This is a genomic window from Deltaproteobacteria bacterium, from assembly GCA_003194485.1.
Taxonomy (GTDB): Bacteria; Desulfobacterota; Dissulfuribacteria; order Dissulfuribacterales; family UBA3076; genus UBA3076.
In genome coordinates this window covers 275,314-290,236 of the sequence record PQXD01000001.1, presented here as the reverse complement: position 1 = coordinate 290,236, position 14,923 = coordinate 275,314, and the positions used below count along the sequence as shown (strand labels likewise).

Genomic DNA, 14,923 nt, shown 5'->3' with positions numbered 1-14,923 from the left:
TCGTTGTTCGAATTTTATACCCCATAAATAATCTGCGCTGTTGCCGTCTCAATCCTGGCTATGGTGGTATTTTTACCCATAGCTTGAGAAAAGACGATCACAGCTTGCCTCTGAAGGCTCAAAAGAGCCTCCTGTGCTGCGTCACAAAATTCGCCTGCGCTTATATGAAATATCCAGTGTAGAAGATCATCCGCTGACGCGGCTATACGCCCTCAGCTTTTTTACTTCTCCGCCTTCTGCGCGGCCTTCGACCCATACGCCTGTTGAGGAAGTCTTTTATGACAATAAAATAGAGATCCCCTGCCTTTTCTGCGATGTCCTCTCTGCTTTCGCTGGGGACGATCTGGAGCTGGGTTGCCTTTGAGCGGCTCTCGGCCACCAGCCACTCAATCTGGTTCAGGGATACGACCTCGTCTCGGTGGCTGTGCAGAAACAGGACTGCTTTGCTGTAATTGCTCATCTTGGAGCGGTTTGAAAAAGGATCCTCTCCGGAAGGCCATGATTCATTTATTCGAATCCCTTTGCCTGAAAGAAAGTCCTCTGTCGAATCAAAGGCGCTTTCCATAATAAGGGCCAGGGAATCATCGCAGTAGTGGCAGGCAAGGTCCAGCGCAATGGCAGACCCGAGAGAGCGGCCCATGAATACCACCGGACCGGTCCTTTGTTCTGTGGCATACCAGTCTTTAACAACCTGATAAAATGCCCCGGCATCCTGGAGCAGGGCGCTGATGGATGGTCTTCCGGCACCCGCCCGGCATTCGCGATAATCCATTGCTATCAGGGTAATGCCTAAATGCACAAACCCGGTTGCCAGATCAATGATATCTGCTTCACTGTCATACTCGGCCGGGAAAAACAGGATGTGAGGCTCTTCCGGTAATCCAGAAAAGACCCCGCAATGGATCTCAGTGCCGTCCCGGGATCTTGCTGTCAGTATCTCTGGCCTGATGGTTGAGTCAGATTCTTTTGCCGTCCTGTACGAATCCTTTCTGTTTTTGAACAGGAAGTCGATTATCTCGGGAAGGTCCAACTGACTCAGGTGATCGCTTTTTGCCATTTCCATCTTTCCTCGAAGTCTTGAATCTGCCGCCTTATGAATCCCTTAGCAAAGGATTTGTGCCCCATGTAAGATAATGCATATTCTTTCAGATCATTCAACAGCTGGTTCAGTATCCGGTCTTTCTCCCTTTCGTCTATGAAGTTCCTCTCCTTTTTCAGCTCGAAATATATTACAGTTCCGTGTTCTTTTAAGAAGTCTTCGCAAAGTTCCCGGGGTCTGCCGGCAAAATCTTCTTCACTGATTTCTATCGGAATCCTGGCAAGTAGTCCCACAAACCACCTGTCTCCGGCTACAACACGGGAGTAGTCATAGAACTCCAGAACGAGATTATTCGGAAGATCTATTTTTTCAACAAGCTTGAGAAAGGGTATCTTCAAGGTACCATACTCTTTACTGTTCAGTATTGTGACCGTCCACGGGTAAATATTCTTATGAACCCGTTATATTCCGCCTTGGAGCGGTTACCTTTTTCCGGGTTTCAAAGCTCACTCATCGCGGACCGGAGAGGCAGTGCAATCCGGCCCGCGATCGAAACCCTGCAAAAGGCAAACCGCTCCTGCGGCATGGCGCGGATGGCAACTTCCACAGCGGACCACGGGTTCATAAGGATATTTACGTTCACGGGTTCAGAGTTCACCGTTCTGGGTTGCTTTTCTTTTCAGAACCCGAAAATCAACTGGTTAGATTTTCGGTAAACCTTGAACCCTTGAACCCTTGAACCCTGAACCTTTGAACCCTTGAACCCTGAACCTTTGAACCCTTGAACAATTACCTAATGTTTAAAGGCCCTCTGACCTGTAAATACCATGGTTACAGGGGGATCGGCCTCATTACATGCCTCGATGGATTCCCAATCTCTCAGGGAGCCACCCGGGTGTACAACGGCCGAAATACCCTGCCTGATACCTACATCCACCCCGTCCCTGAACGGGAAGAAGGCGTCAGAGACCATAACACTGCCTGGGAGCCCGCCCCGGTCCGCCTTCACCTGTTGATCGATTTCGTCTTTTTCTGCAACGTCACGCTCTCCTTTGCTTACCAGCAGCTCAAGTTCCTTATACGGTATTCCGAGCCTGTCATAGCAGAGAATGTCCGCATACTTTGTATAGGCCTTGTGGACAGCGATTTCCGCCACCCCTACCCTGTCCTGTTCCCCTGTGCCTATCCCGGTGGTAACTCCATTTTTGACATAGATTACGGAGTTGGAAGTAACTCCTTGCTCAACTGCCCAGCCGAACAGTATATCTTCGTATTCCCTATCATCCGGCAGGCGCTTAACCTTGTATGTCTTACCCTGGTATTCACATTCAGCAGGTCTCAAGTCCTCCCTGGTACGGATTTTGTTCACGGGGGATTGCTGAACTATGATTCCTCCGTCTATCAGGCTCTTGAAGTCTATAAAACGCCTGTCCCAATAGGTCTCCAATTGGTCAATCCGTTTGATCCGGATGATTCTCAGGTTTTTCTTCCGGGACAGTATATCTACTGCGCCCTCTTCATAATCAGGCGCGCACACGACCTCAAGATACTGGTTGCTGAGGGCCTCGGCTGTTGACTTGTCTATAGGCCTGTTGAGAGAAACACAGCCACCAAATGCAGCCACCCGGTCCGCCCTTAATGCCTTCAAAAAGGCATCCTCAAGGGTGTTGCTGCAGGCCACTCCGCAGGGGTTGTTGTGCTTTACTATGACGGCGGCAGGGCTTTTGGCAAGGAATTTCAGCACATTAAGAGAGTTATCCACGTCGGTGAGATTGATCTTACCGGGGTGCTTGCCTGCCTGAATCATATCCGCTTCGTCTATTGAGCTTACCAGCCCGTTTCCAGGCTCAATATAAGAGCAGCCACCCAGAACAAGGTTTCCATTTACGAGTTCGTAAAGTGCTGCCTCCTGGTCAGGGTTTTCCCCGTAGCGGATACCTCTTTCTTCCATCTCTCCGGTCTTATCGTTCCTTATCTTCCAGGTCCGCTTGCGATAGACCAATGTTTGATCCCCGAAGGATATGCGGAGTTCCAGAGGAAACTGGTCCCCAAGTATTGTCTTATACATCTGTTTCAGGTCTTTCATCAGTGGTTTCCTCCCCTTGTTATTAGGCACTGGACATTAATTAACAGTAGGCATTCACGGGTTCGAGATTCGAGGTTCTGGGTTCACCTTTCAGGGGATCGTTCGCTGTCCGGGCACTCTCCGGCAGTATCTGAACCTTTGAACCCGAATTATGCAGCAGCCAAGTTTGCCAAAGATGCGAGGCGGAAGGCACGCAGACGTACTTTTGTACTTCAAGTGCCTGACAACAAAGCAGATTTGGTAAAATTGGCTGCCCCTTGTGGCTTCAAATACCGAACAATTTTTAACTCCGGTGGAATGCACCTTTTGGGTGAACATTCCAAACTGGACAATACACCATAACTTACTAATTTTTCTATTTGTTCCTTATTGTTCGGTGTTTGAAGTGCATAATTTGGGTTGAACCATTGAACCTGTGAACGGACACAATTCATAGAAGGACAATATAGCCCGGGTCCATAATACGTCAATGGAACAAATGGACAGCATGTTAATGAAAGGCCTCGATGACGGACAGGGCCGCAGGTGCCACCATGACATAGCCTTGGGGGCAGGTCCTGACTATTTTGCCTCTTTCTGAACAGCTTCATCCCTTGAAAGCCCTAATCTCTTTTTTATGGCCTGCTCTGCAAGCACTCCTGAATGATACCGCCCGTCTCTAAAAATATAGGTCGGAACGCCTGTTATGCCCTTTTGTTTCAGGAAGCGAAGGGTATCTTCAATCCTGTTTTTTCCCTCCTGGCACTGATTTTTCGATTGGTATCCGCTTTCAAGCCCTTCCAGTCCCTTTTTGTCGCAAACAATGGATATGCATTGCTCTTTTGCACCCTTATGAAAGCTGAGCGGAAACAGCAGGACCTTTAACTGCAACTCCTCTGCTTCTGCCATATGAGTGACAATTTTTTCCGCTTTTTTACAGTACGGGCATTGGGGATCAGTGACGAAGTAAACGACTTCACCTTTTGAACCCACGCTAAAGGCAGTCAGGTCTTCGAGACGCCTGAGGTCGGAACCGGTAAAACGATTGAGGCCGGCAATCGCCTCTTTGGTGATATTGGTCCTGTCTGAGGCCTTAAAGATCTGGCCGGTTATCAGGAATTCCCCTTTTGAGTCAGTGTATAAGATGCTGTTCTGGCCCCTAAACATCAGTTGGACCTCGCAAAGTCCCGAGACAGGGCTGGGCTGGATCTTTATGACCCTGATGTCTTTCTTGAAGATATCTTTCAACTCCTGTTGTATGATCTCCCCGGATGGACAGTCAGCTGCAAGGCATCCCTGGACCTGGACCAGAAAAAAGAGGGGCGTAAATAACAAAATGAGATGGTTGAGAATGGACATTTTTAGTTCTCCTTACTAATGTTTAAAATTGATAAATAAGGTCACCGGTTGTTGTTCAATCATGAAAGCAATGATTATGTTATTTGATTAAACAGGATTATGAAATGGTGTTAAGGTAAATATTCTTATGAACCCGTGGTCCACTGGTAACTGATCACAGGGTACTTCTTCTTTCAACATGCTCCCGCCCCTTGTTTTCTTAAGGCCTTTGCAGCATGGGACCCTCCCCGTTCTCCTTCGCTGCGCTCCGGAGCCGGGGTTTCCCTTGCGGCAAAGGCAAAACTACAGGGCTGACGCAAATCGTTTCCAGAAGAAGCACCCTGTGATCAGTTTAAGTCCACTGTGCAGACCGTTCACTGGCAGGGGATATTTCTTTTCACTTAACACTTCAGCCCCTTGTTTTCTTAAGGCTTTTGACATGGGGGAGTCTTGCCCCCTCCCCGTTCTCCTTCGCTGCGCTCAGGAGCCGGGGTTTCCCCCACAGCAAAAGCCAGGAAAACTACGGGGGCTTCCGTTAAACTGTTCAAAGAAATATCCCCTTCCCGTGAACGGTTGCCATCCGTGCCCCCTGCCGCAGGAGCAGTTTGCCTTTTGCAGGGTTTCGATCGCGGGCCAAATTGCACTGCCCCTTTCGGTCTGCAATGAGTGAGCTTTGAAACCCGGAAAAAGGCAACCGCTCCAAGGCAGGATATAAAGGGTTCATAAGAATATTTACGTGTTAAGCGATGAATGTTGTATTAAATTAAAAATATATTAATCTTATCCCATAATTTTTTAAGGCTATCACATGGGCCGGTTACATGCAAAAATATGGATTTGACGGGCCGGGATTGAGCTTATAACCGGTTTCTGGTATAAAGTACAGATATGCAAAAGAAAAATAATAAGAAAAGCTCTCTGAATGATCCGGGCACGGGACTTCCTTATATCGCCGGCGAGAGGTCTGACAAGACCGGGGATCTGCCATCACAAAAGGACCTGGAAAAGGAGATAAGTGACTATCTTTCCGAAAAGTATGGAGGCAGAATACGGGTAGTGTCACAGATGGTCTTTCCCTGGCAGACAAAGCCTGACGGCACCGACAGGAAAGAGGGGACTGATTCCGGGAAGGGCCCGAAAATAAGATTTAATCTCAAGCCGGAGGAGCTCGAGGCCTACCTGAACAGATATGTAGTAAAGCAGGACATGGCAAAGGCCATCCTGGCAACAAAGATATGTACTCATTTTAACAGGATCACATATCTTCAAGAAAAGGGGAAAGATCCCCATTCGATCGGAAACATAAAAAATAATATAATCCTCATAGGTCCTACCGGGGTTGGAAAGACATATCTTATCAAGCTGATAGCCGCAAAACTGGGCATACCTTTCGTAAAGGGCGATGCCACAAAGTTCAGTGAGACAGGTTATGTGGGGGGAGACGTAGAGGATCTGGTCCGTGACCTGGTCCAGGAAGCGGATGGTGACCTTGAAAGGGCACAGTACGGGATTGTCTATATAGATGAAATTGACAAGATTGCGTCTTCTCACCACATAATCGGTCCGGATGTCTCCAGGGCCGGGGTCCAGAGGGCCTTATTAAAACCTCTTGAGGAGACCGAGGTGGATATCCGTACCCCTCATGATCCTATTTCCCAGATAGAGGCCATAGAAAGATATCGCAGGACCGGAAAGAGAGAGAAGCACAGCCTCAATACGCGCGGTATATTATTCATAGTGAGCGGCGCCTTTGAGGGACTCAGCGAAATAATAAGAAACAGGCTCAGAAAGAAGGGTATAGGCTTTGGAGCAGAGATCGATACACAGGATGAGATAGAATGGCTGCGGCACGTAAAGCCACAGGACCTTGTCGAATACGGCTTTGAGTCCGAGTTCGTTGGGAGACTCCCTGTTATTGCCATTTTGGAAGAACTCTCGGAGCAGGATCTCTTTGAAATACTGTGTAATCCGAACAACCCTGTTATCATGAGCAAGAGACAGGACTTCAGGGCCTATGGAATAGACCTCAAATTCGAAGAAGATGCCCTGAGGCTCCTTGCCCGTCAGGCCTATCAGGAACATACAGGGGCAAGGGCCCTTGTAAGCGTGGTGGAAAGGGTACTGCTGCCCTTTGAAAAGAAGCTGCCCTCAATCAGCATATCTTTCCTGGTTGTGACCGGCAGTATGGTTAATAATCCGGAAGAAGAGCTTCAAAGGCTTTTGGGGAATCTAAATGACGAGGCAAGGCTGAGAAGGTATCAGGCCATGCTTGCCGAGGAAAAACAGATCCTGATTTCCCGTATTGAGCAAGAGGAGTTGCCCAATTGGAAAGACTCCAAGCTTAAGCTCACACCTAAGAGGTTAGACCTGGTAGCCCATCTCTCCCTGAAAGAAGATTTGGACTTTAAAGAGGCCAGTGAGAAGGTACAAATATGGATAGAACAGATAAAGAGTTATGAGGCCTCTTTCTTTAGACGTTGCGGCCTGAGGATTAACTTAGAAGAAGACGCGGTGGACAGCTTGCTGTATAGTTGTCTGGACGATTCTTCCAATCTATATACCCAGTGTGAGAGATTGTGTAATATTCTTGAATACGGTCTCACTCTCATAAGGGAAAAGACCGCACAGAATGTCTTCAATATTTCGGCTGAAGCAGTGGACAATCCGGAGCTGTACATCAACCGACTTATTCGTACGTGCTATTAATCCTCTTTGCAGAGAGCAGCCAGGTGAAAGAAGGCCAGACCATACTCCTTGTAGATTATGACCAGTCAGTGATTGATACGGTCCGTAAACTGGTAAACCAAACCGGGCTCAGGCTGATCCTTGCGGAAAACGGTCAGGAAGGCCTTGATCTGGTAAAGGCCGAGTTGCCTGACCTGGTGATTATACGTAAGGATGTCCCCATACTTGATGCCTTGTCCATAAGCGTGCTTCTCAAGCAATCTCCTGAGACCCGGGACATACCGGTAGCAGTCATATGTGCAGAGGCCTCCCCTTCGGAGCGCGAACGCTTCCGTGATGCGGGCTGCATCGATTTTATCGAGGAGCCTTTTACTGCAAATGATCTGCTTCGAAAGCTGGAGGACTGGCTGCCATGATGTACCCTGAATATCGTCCCCGGAGACTGCGCCGCACGGAATCTCTGCGCGCACTGATCCGTGAGACTGCCCTAAGCCCGAAACACCTTGTCTATCCCCTTTTCATTGTACATGGCAAAGGCATTAAAAATCCTATAGAAGCCATGCCCGGATGCTACCAGTTTTCTGTGGATGCGGTAGTAAAAGAGGCCGAAGAGGTCTTTGATCTGGGAATCAATGCGGTCATTCTATTCGGTCTTCCTGAAAAAAAGGACCCAAGGGGCTCCCATGCCTGGATAAAAAGCGGTGTGGTGCAAAGGGCCGTATCCGCCATAAAAAATTCAGTACCCGATCTCCTTGTTGTGACAGATGTATGCCTTTGCGAGTATACCTCTCACGGGCACTGCGGAGTACTCTCAAACGGCCGGATAGACAATGACGCAACCCTGGAGCTGCTGGCAAAGGTCGCACTCTCCCACGCCAGGGCGGGGGCGGACATTGTGGCACCTTCCGATATGATGGACGGCCGTGTGGGGGCGATAAGGGAGACCCTTGACGAACACGGCTTTGATCAGATCCCCATTCTTTCCTATGCCGTAAAGTATGCCTCATCATTCTACGGGCCCTTCCGTGAAGCAGCGGAGTGCGCCCCCAAATCCGGAGATCGCCGCTCATACCAGATGGATCCTGCAAATGCCAGGGAGGCCATGCGGGAGGCCATGCTGGACCTTGAGGAAGGGGCCGATATCCTCATGGTGAAGCCGGCCATGCCGTATCTCGATATAATCCATCTGCTGCGGCAGGAGTTCACCCTTCCGATTGCCGCATATCAGGTGAGCGGTGAGTACTCAATGATAAAGGCCGCATCTTCCAGAGGATGGCTGGATGAGGCCAGTGTCATGGAGGAGTCTGTTCTCAGCATACGCCGTGCAGGGGCCGATGTCATAATTACCTATTTTGCCAAGGACATGGCAAGGATTCTCGTAAATATTCGGTGAACCCGTCCGTGGTCCACTGGTAACTGATCACAGGGTGCTTCTTCTTCCAACATGCTCTCGCCCCTTGTTTTCTGAAGCCTTTGCAGTATGGGACCCTCCCCGTTCTCCTTCGCTGCGCTCCGGAGCCGGGGTTTCCCTTGCGGCAAAGGCCAAGAAAACTACAGGGCTAACGCAAATCGTTTCCAGAAGAAGCATCCTGTGATCAGTTTAAGTCCACTGCACAAACCGTCCACGGGCAGGGGATATTTCTTTGAACCCGAATTATGCAACAGCCAAGTTTGCCAAAGATGCGAGGCGGAAGGCACGCAGACGTACTTTTGTACTTCAAGTGCCTGACAACAAAGCAGATTTGGTAAAATTGGCTGCCCCTTGTGGCTTCAAATACCGAACAATTTTTAACTCCGGTGGAATGCACCTTTTGGGTGAACATTCCAAACTGGACAATACACCATAACTTACTAATTTTTCTATTTGTTCCTTATTGTTCGGTGTTTGAAGTGCATAATTTGGGTTGAACAGTTTAACGGAAAGCTCCCGTAGTTTTCTTGGCTTTTGCTGTGGGGGAAACCGCATCGCCGCAAGCGCAGCGTAAGGCGAATGCGGAGGGGGCAGGACATCCCCCATGTCAAAAGCCTTAGAAAACAAGGGGCTGAAGTGTTAAGTGAAAAGAAATATCCCCTGCCCGTTAACGTTTGCCATCCGCGGCTCTCCTCTTTCTGTATCTTGCCAACTTGCTGAATTTGGAGTAAACAGCCTTTTTTGAATAGCGGAATAATCAAGATATTGGTGTATTAGGGGAAGTGAGTTATGGAATGTACTACAAATAAGCCGGGAACCCAGTGCAAGTTCATGAGTAAAAATGGTTGCAGGTATTTGGGCGGGGCCTGCCTTGAAATAGTTGAGCAGTGTGAGGGATGTGCAAGGGTCGTAAACTATGACTCTGGCAATTTTTGTTCAGTTTACCCGCATCCGGCAATGAAATGGCAAAAGGGAATCTGCAACTTTGCGACCCATGTGAAGAAGGAAGTCCTAAAAGACGCTGCCGGCAGGAAGATCAATCCCCTCAGGGCGGCAAAGCGGGCTTCAAAGAGGCATTAGGAGATACAATACCTATTTCTTGATGTTTGCATCCATACAGATTGCGGGGCGACCTTACTACTTGTTTGCTCGTTTTTTCTTGCTTCAGCCAAACCCATTCGGTCTGTTTATCTCTTCCTTCCGGGTAAATATCCGGTGAACCCGTTATCTGCCTTGGAGCGGTTACCTTTTTCCGGGTTTCAAAGCTCGCTCATCGCAAGACCGAAAGAGGCAGTGCAATCCGGCCCGCTACCCAAAACCCTGCAAAAGGCAAACCGCTCCTGCGGCAGGGCACGGACGGCAACCGTTCACTGGAAGGGGATATTTCTTTGAACAGTTTAACGGAAGCCCCCGCAGTTTTCCCGGCTTTTGCTGTGGGGGAAACCGCACTAACTCAGATTTTTTGAAGTGTAATCAAGATCTATTTTGTATTTTATTCCTTCCTGCCTTCCCACCTTCTCAAGTGTTGGAATAAGTTCATCCAAAGGTACGGTATCGGTTATAAAGTGCCTTGCATCTACTGTACGATTTGTAATAAGTTCAAAAGCTTTCTTTACATAAAGAGGTGTATGGTGATAAATCCCTTTTATAGTTATTTCATTATAATGAATAAGTGCAGTATCAATGGAAACAGTTGTCCCCGGACTGCAACCCCCAAACAAATTAGCTGTACCGCCTTTTCTTACCATCTTCAACGTTTTTTCCCAAACATCAGGAATTCCTGTAGCCTCTATAGCTACATCGACACCTCTGCCGCCTTCGGTTCTACATTTAACTTCTTCCACCTGATTAATACCTTTTTTTATTTGAATGGTCTCTCCGGCACCCATTTTCTTCGCAGCTTTAAGTCTATCTTTGCTTAAATCAGAAACAATAACATGAGCACCCTTAAGACATGCTAATTTTACAAACATAAGACCGATAGGACCTGCCCCATTTATTGCTACTTTATCCCCCATCATAATTCCGGATTCCTCTATGCCATGAACAACACATGCAAGTGGTTCCATCAGGGCAGCTTCCTCAAAAGAAATATCATCGGGTATTATAAATGTATTCTTCTCTACAATTCTCTTTTGAACAGTTATATACTGGCTATATGCTCCATTTAAATAAATCAAATCCTCACACATAGATTCCCTACCCAATCTACAATAAAAGCAATAACCACAGGGAGCAGTATTGGCACATACTATTCTATCCCCGACCTTAATTTTACTTTTAATATTCCTGCCGATTTTCACCACCTCTCCGGAAAATTCATGTCCAAATGGTGAAGGAGGCTTAATCATGGTTGGATGACCGCGTCTGTAAGTTTTTAAATCACTTCCACATGTAAGAGCTGCTTTTACTTTTACTAATATCTCATCATCAGTTGGAACAGGTATTTCCACTTTCTCTATTCTTACATCCATGGGCCCGTAAAAAATAGCGCATTTCATTTTAGACATATTAGCTATCCTTAATTCGCAAAACGTTCACTGGCAGGGGATATTTCTTTTCACTTAACACTTCAGCCCCTTGTTTTCTTAAGGCTTTTGACATGGGGGAGTCTTGCCCCCTCCCCGTTCTCCTTCGCTGCGCTCAGGAGCCGGGGTTTCCCCCACAGCAAAAGCCAAGAAAACTACGGGGGCTTCCGTTAAACTGTTCAAAGAAATATCCCCTGCCAGTGAACGGTTGCCATCCGTGCCCCCTGCCGCAGGAGCGGTTTGCCTTTTGCAGGGTTTCGATCGCGGGCCGGATTGCACTGGCTCTCCGGTCCGCAATGAGTGAGCTTTGAAACCCGGAAAAAGGTAACCGGTTCAAGGCAGGATATAACGGGTTCATAAGAATATTTACTCTGTTAGTCTAAATTTTCTTTATTTTTAAATATATTTAATCAAGCTTTTATCAAAATAATATAAAATCTTGAAAGCCTTTTGAGACAGAGCCAGATCCAATCCCTTTTTAAACTGCTCAATTGGAAGTATTTCAGATATTAAAGAACTAAAATCCAGACTGTAATCTTTTAAAAAATAAAAGCTTTCTTTTAAGGCTTCAGGTGTTGCAGAATACGATGAAAAAATAGTTAATTCTTTTTTATACAAATGTTCGAAATTAATAGAAATCTCCTGCTGAGTCGAAGGACCAGCAAAAATCTGTATATACCCGCCAGGCCTTACGCTATCCATAGCGATTCCAATAGTTTGTGGAGTTGTTACTGTAAGTTCTACTACATCTGCCCCAGAGCTGCTGAACTCAGAAATTTTTTCCTTTATATTTTCTCTTTTAGAATTAATGGTTAGATCTGCTCCAAATTTTTTAGCATATTTTAACTTATTTGAATTAATATCTATTGCTATGACTTTTGTATTATATAATAGCTTAAATAGAGAAATAAATATAATTCCAATTGTTCCACATCCAACCACCATAATATTATCATTCTCTTTTATATCTATTCTGTTTACTGCCCTGAGGCAGCAAGCAGTAGGTTCTGTAAAAATAACATTTTTTATATTCTTATTATCCTCAACTACAAAAGTATTATATCTTATATGCTCTCCTGAAAGCCTTATATACTCAGAAAAACCTTGAGGATCTAAATTTGTTTCCTTAAAATGTCTACACATGGAATAATTTCCATGATCACAATAAATACAACTGTAGCATGGAATATGATGAGATACTACTACTATATCATTTTTCTTTATAACATTTCCTGTTTTATTCACTTCCGGACCTATCTTTTCTACTACCCCTGCCACTTCATGACCAAGCCTAACTGGTTTCTTAACATCAGGACTTATTATTTTTACAATATCAGAACCACAAAGCCCGCATAATATTGTCCTGATTAAAACTTCATCTCTTCCGACAACAGGTATATCTGTATCCTTTATTTTAATATTCTCTCTTGAATAGCAAACCAAGGTTTTCAAAATATTACCTTACCTTATATAGCTGCCGGTTATCGTCTTAGGAAGTATTTGCAACAACGTTATTTTTATTTCTGCCCTTGCCATTGCTATTATAATTATAAATGACCAAATAACCAGTCACGGGATACAGGCACCGGCAATGTGTGGAAGAGACAGAAGGCTCTGATTGTTTATTGATCAAGAGATGTCTCAGAACTCACCGTTCAAGGTTACCTTATCGACTCCACAGCCTTTCGATAGAGTCTTATATACTTCTTCCTTGCCTTATCCCAGGTGTAATTTTCATAAATGTTACGCACCGCGTTTACCTGCATCTCCTTGATTGTGTCAGGTGAATCCCTGTAGGTCTTTAAGGCCCTCCTCACAGCCTGAACGAGGGCATCAGGCGTGTGATCCTTATAAGAGAAACCATTGAAACCATCCCTTACCTTGACCAGGCCGCCGGTGGCATGGACAATGGGCAGATTTCCCATGAGCTGGGCCATAAAGTCGGTGAGTCCGCAGGGCTCATATCGGGATGGAATTATAAAAAAATCACCTGCAGCATAAATCAGGTCTGCAAGCCCTGGATCATATCCGATGATTATCGCAAGCCGTTCCTTATAGGCAGGGTGCCCTGCCAAAGATGTGAGATTATTCTCTATGTCCCTGCTGCCACTGCCAAGAATTACTGCCTGAACCTCCTTGTCCAGTGTCAGCAGGCCTTCCAGGGCCTGACCAAGAATATCCAGGCCTTTTTGCTCGGTGAACCGGCTCACGGCAGTCAAGAGCGGCTGGCTTGGATTGTATTCAATAGAGCCATATATTTGGACTTTGTCAGTCTCGCCAAACAACAGTCTGATAATAAGTTCCTTTTTGCAGATTGCCTTCCCGGCCAGATCACCCCTGACCGGATCAAAGGCCGCGGGAAGCCCTAATTTCTCCGGATGGTTGGGGCTGAACTCATCAGGATTTATGCCGTTAGTAATTCCTTCGATAAATACGCCCCTGTCTTTAAGGGCATGACCCAGCCAGCCTGTAAGGGCATCGAGCTCCGTTTCCTGAAGCTCTCTCGCGTAGTTTTCACTTACCGTATTTATAGGCACATAAGCAGCACCGGCAAGAAACGGATTAAAATATCCGTTGAGAAGAGATCTGTAGATCACCCTCCTGGGAAGCCCGGTAATAGCCGCGGCGAATATCAGATCGGCCACACCCTGATGATAGCCTAAGCCTGCGTTATGGATGGTAATCAAGGCGCTGCTGCCCTTGAAATAGTGCCGGAAGCCCTCGATTTCTCTCATCATGGCCGGAAGCACACTCGTATGACCATCCTGGCAATGGAACACGTCCGGCCTGGCACCTGTGAAAATTGCAAAATCCAGTGCCGCCTTCTGAAGCAGGATATTCATGGCAAAATAGTCGAAGTGCCCCTCCCCTTTTTTACGAGTTGGATCAAGAGACTCTTCTGCCTCGGTGTATGTGTAAACACCCAGCTTTTCACTAAAGCGGCCTGCCTCCACAAGTATTATGTCAACACCCTTCGTTTTCCGGTGCCAAAAGCCTACACGTTCCCTGCGTTCCTCATGGGCATAGTTTGCGTCCACCTCGAATTGAGGGCCGAGAGTCCTGAAACCCGTCTCTTCCGGCTTTACAAAGCCGTAACGAGGCATGATAAGCGAAACCTCATAACCGGCACGCACCAGTGATTCAGCAAGCTCCCGGCTCACATCCTTGACTCCGCCTGCACCGGCTATCCCTCTGTATTCACGGGTCACTATCCAGATGGATTTCAGGCGGCTCCGCCTTTTTTTGTCTCTCAATATCTCCATAATATCCCTATCGGCAATAGGCCGAAAAGCACAATCTGACCTGACAGTCTTCAGCCAACAGCCTGTATGACTGTTGAGTTAGCTCCACATAAGTTACTGGAGATGCGTTAACCACTGCTCGGGAAATTGAGATTTCCCTTCTTCAGATAGCAAAGTCAAAGACTATAGACCAGAATAACTTGACTGTCACGCCCCACATCATAAAGGGTCCTCGACGTTTTCTGTGATTTGATATAGCCATATATCAAATCACAGAAAACGTCGAGGACCCAAAAACTTTTCTGGAGGGTAAATAGATGATCTCTATCTTAGAGAGAAAGCATGCCATATTAGTCACAGAGTTTGACCGTTATGTGGTGGAGCATCCTGAATTTGCGGTCAACATACCGCGAAATGCCCAGATTGTCCTTCAGGTTGAAGGAGATGAACAATATAACGAGTGGAGCATGCAATTAGCCGAGAGGCAAAGAGAGCCAGATCAAAGGGTCGTTTATGTGAAAGTAAAGGGCCTCAAACCGGCTAAATCAAGACTCCTTAGACCCGAAGTTGCTGTAGCCTTAGAAGGGTGGAGGTGAAATGGGGGACAGGCCACAA

At 46.8% G+C, this 14,923-nt stretch carries 14 protein-coding genes; 6 read left to right on the top strand and 8 right to left on the bottom strand.

What is annotated here, in order from left to right; translation table 11 throughout:
- Window positions 1-202 precede the first annotated feature (202 nt).
- From C4B57_01450 to C4B57_01430, 5 genes are all read right to left on the bottom strand, one after another.
- Window positions 203-1,057, bottom strand: a complete 855-nt coding sequence (locus C4B57_01450; protein ID PXF56136.1) for a hypothetical protein — start codon at window positions 1,055-1,057, stop codon at window positions 203-205.
- A complete protein-coding gene (locus C4B57_01445; protein ID PXF56135.1) occupies window positions 1,036-1,437 on the bottom strand; it encodes a hypothetical protein in 402 nt (133 codons plus the stop codon). The genes C4B57_01450 and C4B57_01445 overlap by 22 nt, the downstream gene beginning before the upstream one ends.
- Window positions 1,438-1,832: 395 nt before the next feature.
- Complete coding sequence (locus C4B57_01440; GenBank protein ID PXF56134.1) at window positions 1,833-3,125, bottom strand: IMP cyclohydrolase; 1,293 nt, start codon at window positions 3,123-3,125, stop codon at window positions 1,833-1,835.
- 561 nt (window positions 3,126-3,686) lie between these two features.
- Complete coding sequence (locus C4B57_01435) at window positions 3,687-4,463, bottom strand: hypothetical protein (protein ID PXF56133.1); 777 nt, start codon at window positions 4,461-4,463, stop codon at window positions 3,687-3,689.
- Window positions 4,464-4,986: 523 nt separating this feature from the next.
- On the bottom strand, window positions 4,987-5,166 hold the full coding sequence (locus C4B57_01430; protein ID PXF56132.1) for a hypothetical protein: 180 nt from the start codon (window positions 5,164-5,166) through the stop codon (window positions 4,987-4,989).
- Window positions 5,167-5,330: 164 nt separating this feature from the next.
- Here C4B57_01430 and C4B57_01425 point away from each other — a divergent pair, with 164 nt between their 5' ends.
- The 5 genes from C4B57_01425 (at window position 5,331) to C4B57_01405 (ending at window position 9,618) form a co-directional block, all read left to right on the top strand.
- Window positions 5,331-7,148, top strand: coding sequence for an ATPase (locus C4B57_01425; GenBank protein PXF56131.1), 1,818 nt, complete (start codon window positions 5,331-5,333; stop codon window positions 7,146-7,148).
- The gene (locus C4B57_01420; GenBank protein ID PXF56130.1) at window positions 7,139-7,543 is read left to right on the top strand and encodes a hypothetical protein; all 405 of its coding nucleotides are present in this window, start codon (window positions 7,139-7,141) and stop codon (window positions 7,541-7,543) included. The genes C4B57_01425 and C4B57_01420 overlap by 10 nt, the downstream gene beginning before the upstream one ends.
- Window positions 7,540-8,520: a porphobilinogen synthase gene (locus tag C4B57_01415; protein PXF56129.1), complete on the top strand. Its 981-nt coding sequence runs from the start codon at window positions 7,540-7,542 to the stop codon at window positions 8,518-8,520. Before C4B57_01420 ends, C4B57_01415 begins: the two co-directional genes overlap by 4 nt.
- 250 nt (window positions 8,521-8,770) lie before the next feature.
- Complete coding sequence (locus C4B57_01410; GenBank protein PXF56128.1) at window positions 8,771-8,974, top strand: hypothetical protein; 204 nt, start codon at window positions 8,771-8,773, stop codon at window positions 8,972-8,974.
- Between the two features lie 353 nt (window positions 8,975-9,327).
- Window positions 9,328-9,618 carry a hypothetical protein gene (locus tag C4B57_01405; protein PXF56127.1) on the top strand — a complete coding sequence of 97 codons (291 nt, stop codon included), beginning with the start codon at window positions 9,328-9,330 and terminating at the stop codon, window positions 9,616-9,618.
- A 368-nt stretch (window positions 9,619-9,986) separates the two neighbouring features.
- Here C4B57_01405 and C4B57_01400 read toward each other — a convergent pair whose 3' ends face one another.
- From C4B57_01400 to C4B57_01390, 3 genes are all read right to left on the bottom strand, one after another.
- Window positions 9,987-11,039, bottom strand: a complete 1,053-nt coding sequence (locus tag C4B57_01400; GenBank protein PXF56159.1) for an alcohol dehydrogenase — start codon at window positions 11,037-11,039, stop codon at window positions 9,987-9,989.
- Between the two features lie 423 nt (window positions 11,040-11,462).
- Window positions 11,463-12,518: a hypothetical protein gene (locus C4B57_01395; GenBank protein ID PXF56126.1), complete on the bottom strand. Its 1,056-nt coding sequence runs from the start codon at window positions 12,516-12,518 to the stop codon at window positions 11,463-11,465.
- 209 nt (window positions 12,519-12,727) lie between these two features.
- Entirely contained in the window at window positions 12,728-14,329 is a 1,602-nt protein-coding gene (locus C4B57_01390; protein PXF56125.1) for a glycogen synthase, read from the bottom strand.
- A 296-nt stretch (window positions 14,330-14,625) separates the two neighbouring features.
- Between C4B57_01390 and C4B57_01385 the strand changes: the two genes are divergently transcribed.
- On the top strand, window positions 14,626-14,904 hold the full coding sequence (locus C4B57_01385) for a hypothetical protein (protein PXF56124.1): 279 nt from the start codon (window positions 14,626-14,628) through the stop codon (window positions 14,902-14,904).
- Window positions 14,905-14,923 lie beyond the last annotated feature (19 nt).

Coding starts and splice junctions, on each gene's coding strand:
- C4B57_01450 (PXF56136.1), bottom strand. CDS start 1,057: ATGGCAAAAAGCGATCACCTGAGTCAGTTGGACCTTCCCGAGATAATC.
- C4B57_01425 (PXF56131.1), top strand. CDS start 5,331: ATGCAAAAGAAAAATAATAAGAAAAGCTCTCTGAATGATCCGGGCACG.
- C4B57_01430 (PXF56132.1), bottom strand. CDS start 5,166: ATGAACCCTTTATATCCTGCCTTGGAGCGGTTGCCTTTTTCCGGGTTT.
- C4B57_01400 (PXF56159.1), bottom strand. CDS start 11,039: ATGAAATGCGCTATTTTTTACGGGCCCATGGATGTAAGAATAGAGAAA.
- C4B57_01440 (PXF56134.1), bottom strand. CDS start 3,125: ATGAAAGACCTGAAACAGATGTATAAGACAATACTTGGGGACCAGTTT.
- C4B57_01415 (PXF56129.1), top strand. CDS start 7,540: ATGATGTACCCTGAATATCGTCCCCGGAGACTGCGCCGCACGGAATCT.
- C4B57_01405 (PXF56127.1), top strand. CDS start 9,328: ATGGAATGTACTACAAATAAGCCGGGAACCCAGTGCAAGTTCATGAGT.
- C4B57_01385 (PXF56124.1), top strand. CDS start 14,626: ATGATCTCTATCTTAGAGAGAAAGCATGCCATATTAGTCACAGAGTTT.
- C4B57_01435 (PXF56133.1), bottom strand. CDS start 4,463: ATGTCCATTCTCAACCATCTCATTTTGTTATTTACGCCCCTCTTTTTT.
- C4B57_01390 (PXF56125.1), bottom strand. CDS start 14,329: ATGGAGATATTGAGAGACAAAAAAAGGCGGAGCCGCCTGAAATCCATC.